Annotated in this window: 13 protein-coding genes and 3 tRNA genes; 7 read left to right on the top strand and 9 right to left on the bottom strand. The window is 56.3% G+C overall.

Annotated features, from left to right (window positions below; genetic code table 11):
• Window positions 1–50: 50 nt before the first annotated feature.
• Together ADS46_RS16225 and ADS46_RS16220 are read left to right on the top strand one after the other, a co-directional pair.
• A complete protein-coding gene (locus tag ADS46_RS16225; protein ID WP_066321724.1) occupies window positions 51–1,631 on the top strand; it encodes a cryptochrome/photolyase family protein in 1,581 nt (526 codons plus the stop codon).
• The gene (locus ADS46_RS16220) at window positions 1,628–2,026 is read left to right on the top strand and encodes a thiol-disulfide oxidoreductase DCC family protein (RefSeq protein ID WP_066321723.1); all 399 of its coding nucleotides are present in this window, start codon (window positions 1,628–1,630) and stop codon (window positions 2,024–2,026) included. Before ADS46_RS16225 ends, ADS46_RS16220 begins: the two co-directional genes overlap by 4 nt.
• Before the next feature lie 19 nt (window positions 2,027–2,045).
• Here the strand turns inward: ADS46_RS16220 and ADS46_RS16215 are convergent, their stop codons facing one another.
• The 9 genes from ADS46_RS16215 to rnr form a co-directional block, all read right to left on the bottom strand.
• Entirely contained in the window at window positions 2,046–2,348 is a 303-nt protein-coding gene (locus tag ADS46_RS16215; RefSeq protein WP_066321722.1) for a DUF6482 family protein, read from the bottom strand.
• Between the two features lie 121 nt (window positions 2,349–2,469).
• Complete coding sequence (locus ADS46_RS16210) at window positions 2,470–2,763, bottom strand: hypothetical protein (RefSeq protein ID WP_066321721.1); 294 nt, start codon at window positions 2,761–2,763, stop codon at window positions 2,470–2,472.
• 79 nt (window positions 2,764–2,842) lie between these two features.
• Complete coding sequence (gene dnaB / locus ADS46_RS16205; protein WP_066321719.1) at window positions 2,843–5,752, bottom strand: replicative DNA helicase; 2,910 nt, start codon at window positions 5,750–5,752, stop codon at window positions 2,843–2,845.
• A 177-nt stretch (window positions 5,753–5,929) separates the two neighbouring features.
• On the bottom strand, window positions 5,930–6,376 hold the full coding sequence (gene rplI / locus ADS46_RS16200; protein WP_066321718.1) for a 50S ribosomal protein L9: 447 nt from the start codon (window positions 6,374–6,376) through the stop codon (window positions 5,930–5,932).
• A 15-nt stretch (window positions 6,377–6,391) separates the two neighbouring features.
• Window positions 6,392–7,243: a hypothetical protein gene (locus tag ADS46_RS16195; RefSeq protein WP_066321717.1), complete on the bottom strand. Its 852-nt coding sequence runs from the start codon at window positions 7,241–7,243 to the stop codon at window positions 6,392–6,394.
• A 12-nt stretch (window positions 7,244–7,255) separates the two neighbouring features.
• Complete coding sequence (rpsR, locus tag ADS46_RS16190; RefSeq protein ID WP_009097135.1) at window positions 7,256–7,483, bottom strand: 30S ribosomal protein S18; 228 nt, start codon at window positions 7,481–7,483, stop codon at window positions 7,256–7,258.
• A gap of 36 nt (window positions 7,484–7,519) precedes the next feature.
• Window positions 7,520–7,909: a 30S ribosomal protein S6 gene (gene rpsF / locus ADS46_RS16185; RefSeq protein WP_066321716.1), complete on the bottom strand. Its 390-nt coding sequence runs from the start codon at window positions 7,907–7,909 to the stop codon at window positions 7,520–7,522.
• Window positions 7,910–8,124: 215 nt separating this feature from the next.
• Window positions 8,125–8,910: a 23S rRNA (guanosine(2251)-2'-O)-methyltransferase RlmB gene (gene rlmB / locus ADS46_RS16180; RefSeq protein WP_066321714.1), complete on the bottom strand. Its 786-nt coding sequence runs from the start codon at window positions 8,908–8,910 to the stop codon at window positions 8,125–8,127.
• Window positions 8,911–8,912: 2 nt separating this feature from the next.
• Window positions 8,913–11,345 carry a ribonuclease R gene (gene rnr / locus ADS46_RS16175; RefSeq protein ID WP_066321713.1) on the bottom strand — a complete coding sequence of 811 codons (2,433 nt, stop codon included), beginning with the start codon at window positions 11,343–11,345 and terminating at the stop codon, window positions 8,913–8,915.
• A gap of 245 nt (window positions 11,346–11,590) precedes the next feature.
• Here rnr and ADS46_RS16170 point away from each other — a divergent pair.
• The 5 genes from ADS46_RS16170 to ADS46_RS16150 all read left to right on the top strand — a co-directional run bounded on the left by ADS46_RS16170 (window position 11,591) and on the right by ADS46_RS16150 (window position 15,774).
• Window positions 11,591–11,677 (top strand) — tRNA-Leu (locus ADS46_RS16170).
• Window positions 11,678–11,733: 56 nt separating this feature from the next.
• Window positions 11,734–11,820: transfer RNA gene (locus ADS46_RS16165), tRNA-Leu, on the top strand.
• A gap of 33 nt (window positions 11,821–11,853) precedes the next feature.
• Window positions 11,854–11,940 (top strand) — tRNA-Leu (locus ADS46_RS16160).
• A 262-nt stretch (window positions 11,941–12,202) separates the two neighbouring features.
• Window positions 12,203–13,753, top strand: coding sequence for a BCCT family transporter (locus tag ADS46_RS16155; RefSeq protein WP_066321710.1), 1,551 nt, complete (start codon window positions 12,203–12,205; stop codon window positions 13,751–13,753).
• Entirely contained in the window at window positions 13,750–15,774 is a 2,025-nt protein-coding gene (locus ADS46_RS16150) for a CocE/NonD family hydrolase (protein ID WP_066321709.1), read from the top strand. Before ADS46_RS16155 ends, ADS46_RS16150 begins: the two co-directional genes overlap by 4 nt.
• The last annotated feature ends 54 nt before the right edge of the window (window positions 15,775–15,828 follow it).

Below are 15,828 nucleotides of genomic sequence, written 5' to 3'. Positions count from 1 at the left end.
CGGCATAAAGTTATACTATTAACATTATTTGTACATATTTGGGTTAATTTATGTCTAAGCCTTTATTGCTCGTGCTGGGCGATCAGCTGTCGCTTTCTTTGACCACTCTGCGCCACGCGCCTGACAATGCCGTTGTCGCCCTGTGCGAAGTGGCCGACGAAGCGTGCTACGTTCCCCATCATAGCCACAAGCTTGGCCTGTTCTTCGCCGCCATGCGCCACTTTGCCTACCAACTGCGCCAACAGGGCTTCGAGGTTCATTACAGCAATCTGGATGATGCTGACAACTGCCACTCGTTGATCGAGGAAGCAGAGCGCCTGGCCCTGCTTTACGGCTGCGATGAGATACGCGTGACGCGTCCCGGCGAATGGCGGCTTTATGAAGCCATGCTGAACCGCCAAACCGCCGAGCTGCCCTGGCAGCTTCACGAGGACGATCGTTTTTTCACGACGCCCGACGACTTCAGCCAGTGGGCTGAGGGACGCAAACAGCTACGCCTTGAGTACTTCTATCGTGAGCAGCGTAAGCGCACCGGGCTGTTGATGGAAGACGGTAAGCCGATGGGCGGGCAGTGGAATTTTGATCATGATAACCGCGAGCCGATCAAGGGTGATCTGGCGTTTCCGGCGCCACCCAGGCATCACTACGAAAAGATGACCCAGGCCGCCTTCGATGCGGTGAAGCGTCATTTTCCCGACCACATGGGCGATCTGGCGACGTTCAACTGGCCGGTGACCCGCCGCCAGGCGCTCACGGATTTGCGCCATTTCCTTGACCACTGCCTGGTTGATTTTGGCCGCTATCAGGATGCAATCAGTGAAAGCTCCGACTTCCTGTTTCACTCCCGCCTGTCGGCCGCACTCAATATCGGCCTGCTCTCACCGCAAGAGGTGTGCCGGGCGGCAGAGCAGCGTTACCTCGATGGAGAAGCGCCAATCAACGCCGTTGAGGGCTTCATTCGCCAGATACTTGGCTGGCGCGAGTACGTGCGGGGGCTTTACTGGACGCAGATGCCCGGCTACAAGCGCCGCAATTCGTTAGGCTTCGAGCGTGATCTGCCTGCCTTCTATTGGGACGCCAAGACCGATATGCACTGCCTGAAGCGGGCAGTGGAAATGACCATGGACAACGGCTACGCGCACCATATCCAGCGTCTGATGGTAACCGGCAATTTCGCCCTGCTGTGCGGGGTCAAGCCAGAGGCATTATGCGACTGGTATCTGGCGGTATACATCGATGCCTGCGAATGGGTGGAGCTGCCCAATACGCTGGGCATGGTGCTCCACGCCGATGGCGGCCAGATGGGGTCTAAGCCCTACTGCGCGTCAGGCAAATACATCAACAAGATGTCAGATCATTGCCAACACTGCCGTTACTCACCCAACCAGGTCACAGGTGAGAAGGCCTGCCCCTTCAACAGTCTGTACTGGCATTTCCTCGAGCAGCACCGTGACACCCTGCAGCATAATCCGCGCATGAAATTGATTTATGGCTCGCTTGATCGCATGGCACCTGACAAGCGCACGGCCATTCATCAACAAGCGCAGCAATTTCTCGATCAGCTTGAAACTTCACCAGGTTACGGACAACCCCACCACACCGCTGGCTATACCAAGGAGACCACTTCATGAGTCGATTCAGCCCGCTTGACGCCAGTGCGCCTGCTACGCTCTACCACGATGGTCACTGTCCTTTTTGCCGCGTGGAGGTTAACTGGCTTTCCCGGCACCACCATCATGACCGCATCCGGCTGGTGGACATTCAGAGCGCTGAATTCAACGCTACCCACGATCAAGAGGCGTTTGAGGCAATGATGGGGTTGCTTCACGTAAAAGACAGCCAGGGCAACTGGTATATCGGCATGGAAGCTAGCCGAGCCCTGTATGCCGTTCTGGGATACCGGCGGCTGGTTTGGCTATCGTGCCTGCCAGGATTGAAGGGCGCCCTTAACTTGGGCTACCGATGGTTTGCCCGTCGACGGGTGCGACTGGGCCAATGGTGGGAAAAACGGTCTAGCGAATCGTGATAGCGCGCATGCAGAAGGTTTAAAAAACCAGCGGCACACGCGAGCTTAACGGGGCATTGTAGTGAGCATCACGGCCAATCATTTCGTCGTGGGCAACGTGCTGAACCAGATAAGCGCGGTGGATGTCGGCGCGTTTCAACTCCAGATAGATATCATCCAGCGCACGAAACATCATCGGCTTGCCACGCCGGGTCAACATATGGCGCGTGCCTTCCACGTCTTCCAGTTCCACTTGATAGTAGCGGCTGCCCGCATGGCTGATAACACGTATTTCGAAATTATCATGTTGAGCAACAAACGCCTTGAGCGACGTCATTTCCATGGTTCCCTCCTGGGGTTATTAGCATGTCAGTCACATAGCATGCCGAAAGATAATGGCATTTTTGTTGCAGTGCTATGTTAAGGCTATGACGCTGATGCCCCAGGAGAGTTCCTAGCTCAGGCTATTGATATTCCGAGGGGTCAATCGCCTTGCCCAGCGAATTGCGATCGATCCAGTTGCCTGCTTTGGTCTGCTTGTAACGAAACACCACTTTATCCCCTACCTTCACCGGCAACTCTGAGTCTTCGGTCTGGTAGCTGTATTTTTCGCCATCGACCTCAATGTAGTAGCGGTACAGGTCGGGCATGCCCAGCCACTCCTTGAAGGGCCCTTCGCGTTCGAGGGACTGCAACTCCCCGCGCGCTTCCAACTTGGGTAGACGCTGACGATTACCACGCCGAAAACCACCTGCCATGCTGTGCTCCCGTTCTGTTTGCTGTTTGGCCGGGCATTATACGAGCTTGCCGACCATGCTCAAGCGACTCATTACACATCTAGTCGCCGAAAGCTTCGCCGTAGCTGTCCGGTGCCAGATCTTCAAAGCGTGTGTAGCGGCCGATAAAGGCCATGTGCACGGTGCCGATGGGACCGTTACGCTGCTTACCGATAATCAGCTCGGCAATACCCTGATTATCAGGGTTATCTGGATTATAGACCTCATCGCGATAAACGAAGGCGATCACGTCTGCATCCTGTTCGATGGCGCCCGATTCCCTCAGATCCGACATGACCGGACGCTTGTTGGGGCGCTGCTCAAGGGAGCGGTTCAGCTGCGAAAGGGCGACGACCGGACAGTTGAACTCTTTCGCCAACCCCTTCAGTGAACGTGAAATTTCCGAGATCTCGCCGGTGCGGTTTTCGGAAAAACCGCTGATCTGCATCAGCTGCAGATAGTCGATCATGATCATCGCCATGTTGCCGTGCTCGCGCACGACACGGCGAATACGCGAGCGCATTTCATTGGGCGACAGCGCCGCCGTATCGTCAATAAACAGCTGCTTGTCTTTCAGCAGGTTGACCGCTGAGGTCAGCCGCGGCCAATCCTCATCTTCCAGTTGCCCGGTACGCACCCGGGTCTGGTCGATGCGCCCCAGGGAGGACAGCATCCGCAGCATCAGCGATTCCGCGGGCATCTCCATGGAAAACACCATCACCGGTTTATCGCTGGAAATGACGGCGTGTTCGACCAAATTCATGGCGAAGGTGGTGTTATGAACACAGATATCTTCCGCAACAAAGTTATGCGTATCGTCTACCGTCAAGTCGTAGACCTGCTGCATGCCGAGGGGCTCGATGGCGACAACCTCATCCCAATAAACATCGGATGTCGCTAGATTTTCGAGGTATGCATCCCCCTCTAAGAGGCGGGCAAATTCGGCAGCCCGGTGGCGTGATAGACAGCGCTCACTGCGACCTGACAAATGCGGGTTATAACCCACCGGCAAGGGGTCACCCGATTGCGCAAACAGCTCACGCCAGGAACGCTCGCCTTTCCTGGCCAGCACATAGCGATTGACCGACTTGGGCAAGCTATCGCGGTTACTGTGCGCGCGTTTTGTATTGAGACAGGCACGAAGCGGTTCTAATGCCTGCTCTTTGCTATAAATACCAATGTCCTGGATGAAACGTTTTTGGCTTGCCTGGTCAAGTATCTCAAGCTCCCAGGGTGATTGGCGCAGATTGGCATATCGATGTTGCTTCTCACGGATTTTGCACAAGATGCCAAAGCGGAGTAGCAAATGCTGGACATCGCGGATCAGTTCACGGCTTGATGATGAATAGCTGATACGGCCTTGGCCATTTGCCTGCACAAAGGCGCTGCCATCACAGGCAAAAAGACGGTTTAGAAACAGGGCTAGCGGCTGTTTAGGTAACCGAAATATGCAGTCTGGCATGCGCTTGTGCTGTGCCTTTTTGGCCCACACACCGTGCACTTCAAGAAACTGCCTGACAGGGTTTGGCGCATTTTTAGCCACAGCGCTATAGTCGAATTCAGCATTGTCCCTGGCCAAAGGCATGTTCAACGTCTCGCAAAGACGCATGTAAGTTGCCTGAGCAGGCACAGCGTTTCCATTGCACCAGGCACTAACCGCTGCTTTACTCACGTTTAGCAACACGGCCAACGCTTCCCCGGTCATGCGCTTGGCCTTTAGTGTCTCGCGCAGTGTTTGTGAAAACCGCTCCCTCAAAGGGTGAAAGCGGGCTGCATCACGGCTAACTCGCAAGACGGGTGCCCGTCCGGCCGCTTTGTCTGCATTTTCAACCAAACGACAAGTGACGCCAGGAAAATGGCTCACTGCTTGGGTAAATTCAGCGCGAAGTTCGGTGCTATGGTTGGTGAACATGGGGCAGGTTTGCGTTGTGCCCCCATCGGCCAACATGAACGCCAACGTCTTGACTTGATGCTCAGGCATTGCCTCTTGGCCAAACACCGGTATTTCCCGGGGCACTGCAATTCGCTCACCAACGGCTATCTTTTCCAGCGGTTGCCAGCCATCACCGGTTAAAAACGGATGCGTTAGCGTTGTCGCCACTTCTCTTCCTGTCGCCGTACGAACACGGAAAACGGGCTTTTCGCCATCATCGACAAACGCCGATGCACGGGATTGCTTCAGCTTGAAATCATCGGTTAGCGTCAGAAGCGGCGCTTGTTGACGTGCCACAAGTTCATCAATCGTGACCAGCGCGCCAGTGTCCGGGTCGACAAGACGCGACCCACTCATCAAGCACTTACCCATCGAGGGCCTTCCGGCGATGATCACCAGGTCGGACGGCTGCAGCCCGGATGTCATTTCATCGAGATCGCGAAAGCCCGACGATAAGCCGGTCATCTGGCCTTTGAGGTTGAAGAGTTCATCGATGCGGTCGACCGCCTTGGTCAACAGGTCGCTCATGCCAATCGGGCCGCCGGTTTTGGGGCGCTCTTCGGCAATCTGGAAGACCAGCCGCTCGGCTTCGTTGAGCAACTCATCGGCGGGACGCCCCTGGGGTGCAAAGGCCCCTTCGGCGATCTGGTTGGCGGCACGGATCAGCTTGCGCAACGTGGCCCGTTCGCGGACGATATCCGCATAGGCGCGAATATTGCTTGCCGAGGGCGTGTTCCTTGCCAGTTCGGCCAGAAACGCCAGCCCGCCCACGGTATCCAGCTGGTCACGGTCTTCCAGCGCTTCAGAGAGAGTCACCACGTCCATTGGCTGTCCGGACTCAGCCAGATGGATCATCACGTTGAACACCAGGCGATGCTCATAGCGATAGAAATCGTCGGCCACCAGACGGTCGGAAATACCGTCCCAGGCCTGATTATCCAGCATCAGCCCGCCCAGTACTGACTGCTCTGCCTCTAGCGAGTGGGGTGGCAGCTTGAGCGCTGCTGTTTCCTGGTCAGCGGGTGGCTGGTCCTGCATAACGAGCTCCTTTAAACACGACGGCGTCGTCAATAAACGCTATATCTTAGCCGCCGATGATCGCAATCACTACCGTGAGCGTCACGCTCGGCTGTCTACAAATACTGACTGTCTACCAATAATAAAGGGCGCGGGGAAATCCCCGCGCCCTTTAGGACGTTGCCGGTCGTACAGTGCTTACTCTGCGACGACGACGACGCGTACAGCGGCATCCACTTCAGCGTGCAAGTGAAGCGCGATGTCGTATTCGCCGGTCTGGCGAATCGGACCCAGCGGCATACGCACTTCGCTTTTGGAAACCTCGATACCGGCAGACGAAATGGCGTCTGCCAGGTCGCGAGGACCAATCGAGCCGAACAGCTTGCCTTCTTCGCCCGCTTTGGAGACCAACGACAGTTCGATGTCGTTGAGCTGTTCAGCGCGTGCTTCGGCTTCTGCCTTGCGCTCGGCCGCTTGGGCTTCGAGCTCAGCACGCTGGGCTTCGAACGCCGCAATATTATCTTTCGTTGCCGGTACTGCCAGGCCGTAAGGCACCAGGTAGTTACGACCATAACCAGGCTTCACAGTGACTTTGTCACCAAGGCCGCCCAGCTTACCAATTTTGTCGAGCAGAATGACTTCCATCTCGTAAACCTCTAGTCAATTGCTGCGGGCAAGGCGTGCGCGAATGTTCGCGAATGTATCTATCAGCCCCAACAGCAGCACAATGAGAATCGTGGGCCAGGTCGTGATCAGCAGCACATAGAACGCTACCAGCCACAGCCCGTTCATCCCCTTTAATCCAACAATACCATGCACTAATGCAATGCCAGCCACTAGCAGTGGTATCCAGGCCAGCATCGCCAACGCGGAGATGCCCAGCACCATGCTGATAACACTCAAGACAATCAGCACGATCAGTTCCTTGGGTGCTAGACGCAGCCCATGAAACTCTTCACGGAAACCACCCGGGTTATAAAGCCCAGCTTGCCAGCTACGCGCCAGTGCCAGACAGGCAACCGCGGCAAGCAGCACGACAAACCCAGTGACACCACCAACGACAAGTGCGGCTAGCTGCTGGGTATCATAGCCCTGATCGGCAAACTCGTTGAGCATCCGATCAACTTCCTGCGAGCCTTGGCGTAGCTGTTCGAGCATCTGCTCGGTACCCGCCGGTGGGCTGAAGATACCCAACTGTACCATCACGGCGGCGGCAATCGCGCCGAGAATAAGGGCTTCACTCCAGCGCATGCGCTCACGCAGGACAACGGCCATCAACGTCACCAGCAAGATGCTGGCCAGCGGAATCACATCACCCTGTACCCACCACATCCCGGCTGGCAGTGCCGCCGCGATGGTAACGGGCAGGGCTTGCGCAAAACCGCGTCGAAGCGTTACCAGTGCGCTGATGGCGGCACCCAGCCAAAACAGCCAGGGCACGAAGGTGGCCAACGCTGCCCCGCCTGCGGCGTAGGGCGTGCCACGCATTAGCCATCGCGCCAGTGCTAGCATCACGTTAAGCGCTTACTGGTGGCTGTCGGAATAGGGCAGCAGCGCCAGGTAGCGCGAACGCTTGATAGCCGTTGCCAGCTGACGCTGGTAGCGGGCCTTGGTGCCGGTAATGCGGCTTGGAACAATTTTACCGGTTTCGGTGATGTAAGCCTTCAGCGTGTCGAGATCTTTATAGTCGATCTGCTTGACGCCTTCGGCGGTGAAGCGGCAAAACTTACGGCGACGGAAAAAACGTGCCATGGAATAAGCTCCTTAGGTTACGTGGAGTGAATGCAATCAGGCAGATTCGGATTCAGATTCTTCAGCTTCAGCGCGCGGTTTTTCTTCGCGACGCGGACGCTTCTCTTCTGCCGGCTTCATCATCGGCGATGCTTCGGTCACGGCTTCTTTACAGCGCACAACCAGGCTGCGGATGATGGCATCGTTGAAGCGGAAGATGTTCTCGATTTCGTCGAGTGTCTCACCCGTACATTCAACGTTCATCAGCACGTAATGGGCTTTGTGGATCTTGTTGATCGGGTAAGCCAGGTGACGACGGCCCCAATCTTCAAGGCGATGCACAGTGCCGCCGCTTTCGGTCACGAGGCTGGTGTAGCGCTCGACCATGGCGGGGACTTGCTCGCTTTGATCCGGGTGGACCATAAACACGATTTCATAATGACGCATGGGATCTCCTTGCGGTTTGGCAGCTTCTTATGCGCAAGCACCAGGCAACGCGACATAGAAGCAAGGAGTTAACTGAAGTGCCATCGTCCATTGATGATTCAATGGCATTGGCATCAAGCAGAACAACGATTTAATAACCGTACGTAGCAAACGTTCATAAGAACGAGCGCCCGTTTGCCAGACAAACGGGCGCATGCATTCTAGTGGTGGTCGGGTTAACTTGCAAGCTGACGCTGGCGTACCGCCTCAAATAAACAGATACCGGCGGCAACGGACACATTCAGACTCGACACCTGCCCGGCCATGGGCAGTTTGGCAAGGTTATCGCACGCCTCGCGGGTCAAACGGCGCATGCCCTTGCCTTCGGCCCCCATGACCAGCGCGGTCGGGCCCGACATGTCGATATCGTATACGCTGGCGTCGGCCTCACCGGCGGTGCCGGTAATCCACAAGCCCGCATCCTTGAGCTTCGCCATTGCCCGGGCCAGATTGGTGACCTGATACACCGGCACGACCTCGGCGGCGCCACAGGCCACTTTCCGCACGGTTGCGTTCAGGGGTGCAGCCTTGTCTTTTGCAACGATCACGCCGTGGGCCCCGGCGGCGTCGGCACTGCGCAGGCAGGCACCGAAGTTGTGAACATCGGTCACGCCATCCAGCACCAGCAGCAAAGGCGGCGTGCTCGACGGCCAGGCGCGCAGCTTGAGCCACAGCGATTCTTCGCTTTCGGGGGACAGCGGCGGACAAAAGGCCACCACGCCCTGATGCGCGGCCCCCTGGGTCAGTTGATCCAGCACGGCACGCGGGTGCTCTATGATGCGCGCGCCCTGGCCACCCGCCTGGGTCAACAGTTCGCTCAACCGATTGCCAGCGCCCTGCTGTACCCAGATCTCCCTGGGGGCTTCACCGCGCTCGAGCAGACTCTGCAAGGCGTGAACGCCGTACACCTGGTCGAGGCCATCCGGGGTGTTCGGGCGCTTCTGTGAGGCTGGCGACTTCATGCTCAGCCCTTGTTCGGTGATGGCTTGCGCGGACCCTTGCGCGTGCGCCGGGGGCCACGACGCGTATCGGGCTTATCCTTGCCGGACTTATCCTGGCCGGGCTTATCCTTGCCGGACCTTTCTTTATCGCCCTTGCCAGACGTCTTGGCCCCTTCGGTGGACGGTTTTTTGCGCGGCTGGCGACGCGGACGCGGTTTCTCGTCGGCCAAGGCAAAATCGATCTTGCGATCGTCCATATCCACGCGGGCCACCTGAACGCTCAAACCATCACCCAGTCGGTAGGTGGTACCGGTGCGTTCGCCTTTCAGGCGATGCTTTTCCGCCTCGTAGTGGTAGTAGTCCGATGGCAGCGAGGTGACGTGCACCAGGCCTTCCACATAGAACGCATCCAGGCGGACGAACAAACCAAACTGGGTGACCGAGGCAATGGTGCCATCGAAGGTTTCGCCCAGTTTGTCGGACATGAACTCGCACTTGAGCCAGCTTTCCACGTCGCGGGTGGCGTCGTCGGCGCGGCGCTCGGTCATGGAGCAGTGTTCACCCAGTTCGAGCATCTGCTCGAAGGTGTACGGGCACCACTTGCTCGGCGGCTCGACCGGGGCACCTTCGACTCTTAGCACGGTATTGGTCTGGCGCGGCCCGCGAATTACGGAGCGGATGGCGCGGTGCACCAGCAGATCCGGATAGCGGCGAATCGGCGAGGTAAAGTGCGCATAGGCCTGATAGGCCAGACCGAAGTGTCCTTCGTTCTGCGGTGAATACACCGCCTGATTCATCGAGCGCAGCATGACGGTCTGGATGATATCGAAGTCTGAACGATCAGTGATCGTCTCACGCAGCGCCTGGTAGTCCTGAGGCGTTGGCATATCGCCACCGCCTAGCGAGAGCCCCAGCTCGTTAAGGAAGAGACGCAGCTTATCGAGCCGCTCGGGCGTTGGGCGCTCATGAATACGGTACAGCGCGGGCAAATCATGTTTATCCAGGAAGCGCGCGGTGGCGACGTTGGCCGCCAGCATGCACTCTTCGATCATCTTGTGCGCATCGTTACGGCTGCGCGGCACGATTTTCTCGATCTTGCGCTCATCGTTGAAGATAATCGCCGTTTCGGTGGTATCGAAGTCGATCGCCCCGCGCTCTTCCCGCGCCTGGCGCAGCAGCGTGTAAAGCTCATGGAGATTTTCCAGCGGTTTGACCAGCCCGGCATGTTCTTCGCGCAGCGCCTTGCCTTCCTCGTTGTCCTCCTCGAGCATCGCCGCCACCTTGTTGTAGGTGAGACGTGCATGGGAGTTCATCACCGCTTCGTAGAAACGGTAGCGGCTGATAGCGCCCGTCTTCGAGATATTCATCTCGCAGACCATCACCAGACGATCAACGTGCGGATTGAGCGAGCACAGCCCGTTGGAAAGCAGTTCCGGCAGCATGGGGACTACCTGGCCAGGGAAGTACACCGAGTTGCCCCGCTTGCGCGCTTCATCGTCAAGCGGCGTGCCGGGGCGAACATAGTGGGAAACATCCGCAATCGCCACCAGCAGCTTCCAGCTACCCGACTTGGTTTTCCAGGCGCAGACCGCATCGTCGAAGTCCTTGGCCGACTCGTCATCGATGGTCACCAGCGGTGTGTCACGCAGGTCGACCCGGTGCTGCTTATCGTCTTCAAGCACCTCTGCCGATATACCGCTTGTCTGGTCCAGCACTTCCGGCGGGAATTCAGCCGGAATCTCGTAGCTGCGAATGGCGATATCGATTTCCATACCCGGGTCCATACGCTCGCCGAGCACTTCGATCACCTCACCCACTGGCTGCACCCGGGTTTCAGGTTGCTTGACGATCTTGGCTGAAATGACCTGCCCGTCTTTAGCACCGTTACAGGCGCTGTGGGGGATAATCACTTCCTGGGTGATACGCGGATTTTCGGGGATCAGGATGCCGAATTCCGGCGTATTACTGCGGTAAACACCCACAATGGTCTGTGTGTTGCGTGAGATGACATCGGCGATGGTGGCTTCATCGCGACCACGGCGGTCACGGCCGCTGATTCTCACCAGTACATGGTCACCATGGAAGACGCGACGCATCTGGCGCGGAGGCAGCACCAGGTCTGGTTTCTTGCCGTCGTCGCGCAATAGAAAACCGAAGCCGTCACGATGGCCAAGCACCTTGCCCTTGATAAGGTCGAGCTTGTTGATCAACGCATAGGCGCCTCGACGGTCGCGCAGCACCTGGCCGTCGCGTTCCATGGCGGCCAGCCGACGGCGCACGGCTTCATGATGGTCTTCGTCTTCCAGACCCAGCAGCTGGCTCATGTCTTCGTGGGTAACCGGTTTACCGTGCTGTTCCAGCGCCGCCAGTAGATACTCACGGCTCGGCGCGGGATTATCGTACTTATGCGCCTCGCGCTCGGCGTGCGGATCATCATTCAATGTCCAGTACTTCATGCGATCAACATCCTTGCTTGCGTTGGCGGGAGGCGTAAAAAAAGCGCGTGCATTGCATGCCGCGGATGGGGGCTTTCAGCGTTCACTCGGCTGAAAAATTTCATATTTTGTTTGGTCATGCGTGCATTATAGCGCTGTGAGGCCCATCACCCAACCACCTAGGCAACGATTCTCGTATTTCGACGTCAAAAACCCCTGCCTAACGCTTGCATTTAGCCAATACACGGGTATCATACGCGCCACTTGCCCAGATGGCGGAATTGGTAGACGCGCTAGCTTCAGGTGCTAGTGACCGTATGGTCGTGGAGGTTCAAGTCCTCTTCTGGGCACCAATCAAACTTGTGTTATCCCCTTTCCACGAGGCTGATTGGTGTAAAAAGTTGTGTTCGCCCAGGTGGCGGAATTGGTAGACGCGCTAGCTTCAGGTGCTAGTGACCGTATGGTCGTGGAGGTTCAAGTCCTCTCCTGGGCACCAATCGAACACAACCCGCAAGTGACAACTTGATGCGCCCAGGTGGCGGAATTGGTAGACGCGCTAGCTTCAGGTGCTAGTGACCGTATGGTCGTGGAGGTTCAAGTCCTCTCCTGGGCACCATCGATAGTGGTCCAGTCCGCATCAAGTACTCAATATCTATGTTACTGCCTTCCCGTCAGATTTTTACTTTACCTATACGCTCAGGTACTGCCCTCTCTTTTGGGCCATACGCTATTAGGCACCTATCAACACCACCTCCTGCATGCACTGGACGCATACCCTCATTCCCATTCTGCGTTTTATATAACGGCTGTAAAGACGTTACGTTGAATCGTCATGCCATGACGTTTATGCATGACGATAACGACAATGGGAGAACGATATGCAGACAAAAACACTTCGGCCACTGGTGTTCTGGCCAACCTTTTTGGTTTTACTCGCTGCAGTTATTGCCAGCTATATCAACTTAGAAGCTTTTCTAGCCGTTACCAGCGCATTGAATGACGCCATCCTGACTAATTTTTCATGGCTTTTCAGCCTGGGCAGCCTCTACCTGTTGGTGATGGCCGTCATCGTTTACTTCTCTCCGCTGGGCCAGCTTCGCATTGGAGGGCCGCATGCCAAGCCAATACTGTCACCGATCCGCTGGTTTTCGATCACCTTGTGCACCACCCTCGCAGTGGGCGTTCTGTTCTGGACCACAGCGGAACCGCTTTACCATTTCATGGGCCCTCCCAGCTCAAGTGGTCTAGAGGCTGGCTCAAGTGATGCGATGCTGTTTTCAATGTCGACCATGTTTTTACACTGGACATTCACGCCTTATGCCATCTATGCCGTCCCCGCCTTAATATTCGCCCTGGCTTTTTACAACTTGCGCCTGCGCTTTTCTATTTCCAGCATGCTGGAACCCCTTTTCGGCTCAAGAATCAAACGCTTTTCCGGGCTCATCGATGCTATTTCACTATACGCGCTGGTAGCGGGCATGGCGTCTTCGCTCGGCACTGGCGCACTGACATTGTCGGGGGGAGTAGGCCAGTACCTGGGCGGTGAAAGCGACCCAATACGGCTCGGTATTATTGTTGCCATCATTGTGACCACCTTTGTTCTTTCCGCTGCCAGCGGCTTACAGAAAGGCATTGCACGGCTGTCATCACTCAATGCCGTTTTGCTGCTTATCCTTGGTGTATTCGCCTTTGTCGTCGGCCCAACCATCTTCAGTTTGACCCTTGGCGTGGAGTCGTTTGGGGTATTTATCGACAATTTCTTCACCAAGAGCCTCTTCACAGGCAGTGCAGGTGAAGATCAGTGGCCACAGTGGTGGTCGATATTTTACTGGGCAGTCTGGTTTGCCTGGGCGCCGGTCGCAGCACTGTTCCTGGGCAAAATATCCTGCGGCTACACCGTGCGGCAGTTTCTCCGCGTTAACCTGATTTATCCCGCGCTATTTGCCAGTACCTGGATCACAATATTTTCGGGTGCGGCGCTCTACTATCAAGCACATACCGATGTCGGCCTGCATGCCATCCTTAGTGAACGGGGTGTGGAAAATGTGCTTTACGAACTGTTCCGTCAGCTGCCTCTTTCTGAGGTATTGATCCCGGTCCTGCTTTTCATAGCCTTTATCTCTTATGTCACTGCCGCTGACTCGCAAACAGACGCCATCGGTAATCTCTGCACTCGCGGCCTGACAGCCGATTCTGATTTGAATGCCGGGATCACCATGAAAGTTGTCTGGGGCGTCATCGTCGGCATTGTCGCCTGGGTCATGGTGAGTTTCGTCGGCATTGATGGCATCAAAATGCTGTCTAATCTGGGCGGCCTTCCCGCGCTGCTCATTGTGCTCATGGCTACCGGCTCTTTGTGGGTCTGGCTGAGAAATCCTCAGCAACTTAGCGATCCCCCCACCCCTACCAGCAACAAGCGTGCATCATGAATATCAAGCAGGATTTCCCACACAGCGTTCGCGAGCTAGAGAATGTTCTGATTCCCCTGTCTGACGGCACTTTGCTAGCGGCGCGCATATGGTTGCCGGTAAATGCTGAAGCGCAACCGGTGCCGGCCATTCTGGAGTACCTCCCCTACCGCAAACGGGACGGTACCGCGATCAGAGATGAGTTGACGCATCCCTACTTTGCCGGGCATGGATACGCCTGTATACGGGTCGACATGCGAGGCAATGGCGAATCGGATGGCTTGATGGAGGACGAGTACACACCTCAGGAGCAAGCCGACGCCCTGGAAGTCATCGACTGGATTGCCAACCAACCATGGTGCACGGGTCATCTAGGCATGATGGGCATATCCTGGGGCGGCTTTAACAGCCTGCAAGTGGCCGCATTACGTCCTGAACCACTCAAAGCGATCATCACGCTGTGCTCTACGGATGATCGGTATGCGGATGATATCCATTACAAGGGCGGCAATATGCTGCTGGAAAACCTTGGTTGGGCAGCCACCATGCTGAGTTTTTCTGCGGCGGTCCCCGACCCTGCCCTGGTAGGAGAAAAATGGCGCGACATGTGGAAGTTGCGCCTTGATAACATGCCGTTGTTGGCCGAGACCTGGTTGGACCATCAATACCGGGATGCTTATTGGCAACATGGCTCTATATGCGAGAACTATGCCGACATTGAAGCGGCGGTTTACATGATAAGCGGCTGGGCTGACTCCTACATCAATAGCATCCCCAGGATGATGAAAGAACTGCAGAGCCCTAAAAAGGCGCTGATAGGTCCTTGGATGCACAAGTATCCACATTATGCGACACCAGACCCAGCCATCGGCTTTTTGCAGGAAGCACTTCGTTGGTGGGATTACTGGCTCAAGGGTATTGAGACAGGCATCATGGATGAACCCGCCTGTACTTTTTATCTCCAGGACGGCCTGCCGCCCGCCCCCAAATACGCCGAACGGCCTGGCAAATGGGTACAGACTCATTGCTGGCCAGCGTCTCATGCCGAAGTTGAGCCGATCTCACTCACGCTAGGTGACCAAGGCCTTTCAGTAGGCGCCTACCTGAGTCAGGACAAACTGATTGCATCCCCTCTGACCACTGGCGCCCTGCAAGGGGAATATATTCCCCTCTGGTTTGGCGCTGATTTCCCCACCGACCAACGGCGTGATGATGGTCTCTCGCAGGTATTCGATTCAGAGCCCTACGCAGATGGACTGGATATTCTGGGGCAACCAACGCTAAGGGCAACACTCAGCAGTCATGAAGATTGTGGTCAGCTTCATGTCCGCCTCTGCGATATCGCCCCTGGCGGCGAAAGCGCCCTGATTACCTACGGTACGCTCAACCTTAACCTGCGCGACGACCCCGCCGTTATTACCCCTCCAACGCCTGGCGAACCGATGGATATTCACCTGGCCCTGGATCTCGTCGGCTATCGGCTGCCTCGGGGTCATCGTCTAAGGGTCGCACTTTCCAGCGCCAGTTTCCCGCTGGTCTGGTCGCCTCGCAAACGCGCTGATCTTACATTGAAGTCTGGCACACCAACCATAGAGCTGCCGTTAGCCAAAGCCGCTTATATCCCCATGCCCTTCAAGCCTCCCGAAAGTGCTACGCCCTGCCCGGTGGACACCATCCGCAAGGGCCAACCAAAGCGAACTATCAACGAGGACGTCGGTAGCGGGGAGGTCAGCGTCATCGTCGAGGATGACATGGGGGACATACAGTTCCTTGATCATGGCTTACGCGTTGAACAGTACGCAAAAGAAGTTTATTCAAGCCATCCTGTCGACGCGACCCGTACCCGCGCCGATATTGAATGGACGTATCGCGCCAGCCGAGCCGGAGAAAAAGATCACTTCGCTGTGTCCGTATTCAGTCGTTATCACCTGCATTGTGACGAAACGACTTTTTACCTGAAGGCTGAACAGCATGCCTATGAAGGCGATACATTAGTGAGCGATAAGTCCTGGGAGAGAGAAATCCCTCGCACGGCGATCTAGAGCGTTTACCTACTCTGACACTGCTTGGCGGCAGATACTGCCAGGCAGTGTTAT

This window comes from Halomonas sp. G11, assembly GCF_001663515.1.
GTDB lineage: Bacteria > Pseudomonadota > Gammaproteobacteria > Pseudomonadales > Halomonadaceae > Vreelandella.
The sequence above is the reverse complement of the archived record's forward strand: the minus strand, read 5'-3'. Positions and strand labels throughout refer to the sequence as shown.

Coding starts and splice junctions, on each gene's coding strand:
- ADS46_RS16225 (WP_066321724.1), top strand. CDS start 51: ATGTCTAAGCCTTTATTGCTCGTGCTGGGCGATCAGCTGTCGCTTTCT.
- ADS46_RS16220 (WP_066321723.1), top strand. CDS start 1,628: ATGAGTCGATTCAGCCCGCTTGACGCCAGTGCGCCTGCTACGCTCTAC.
- ADS46_RS16215 (WP_066321722.1), bottom strand. CDS start 2,348: ATGGAAATGACGTCGCTCAAGGCGTTTGTTGCTCAACATGATAATTTC.
- ADS46_RS16210 (WP_066321721.1), bottom strand. CDS start 2,763: ATGGCAGGTGGTTTTCGGCGTGGTAATCGTCAGCGTCTACCCAAGTTG.
- dnaB (WP_066321719.1), bottom strand. CDS start 5,752: ATGCAGGACCAGCCACCCGCTGACCAGGAAACAGCAGCGCTCAAGCTG.
- rplI (WP_066321718.1), bottom strand. CDS start 6,376: ATGGAAGTCATTCTGCTCGACAAAATTGGTAAGCTGGGCGGCCTTGGT.
- ADS46_RS16195 (WP_066321717.1), bottom strand. CDS start 7,243: ATGCTAGCACTGGCGCGATGGCTAATGCGTGGCACGCCCTACGCCGCA.
- rpsR (WP_009097135.1), bottom strand. CDS start 7,483: ATGGCACGTTTTTTCCGTCGCCGTAAGTTTTGCCGCTTCACCGCCGAA.
- rpsF (WP_066321716.1), bottom strand. CDS start 7,909: ATGCGTCATTATGAAATCGTGTTTATGGTCCACCCGGATCAAAGCGAG.
- rlmB (WP_066321714.1), bottom strand. CDS start 8,910: ATGAAGTCGCCAGCCTCACAGAAGCGCCCGAACACCCCGGATGGCCTC.
- rnr (WP_066321713.1), bottom strand. CDS start 11,345: ATGAAGTACTGGACATTGAATGATGATCCGCACGCCGAGCGCGAGGCG.
- ADS46_RS16155 (WP_066321710.1), top strand. CDS start 12,203: ATGCAGACAAAAACACTTCGGCCACTGGTGTTCTGGCCAACCTTTTTG.
- ADS46_RS16150 (WP_066321709.1), top strand. CDS start 13,750: ATGAATATCAAGCAGGATTTCCCACACAGCGTTCGCGAGCTAGAGAAT.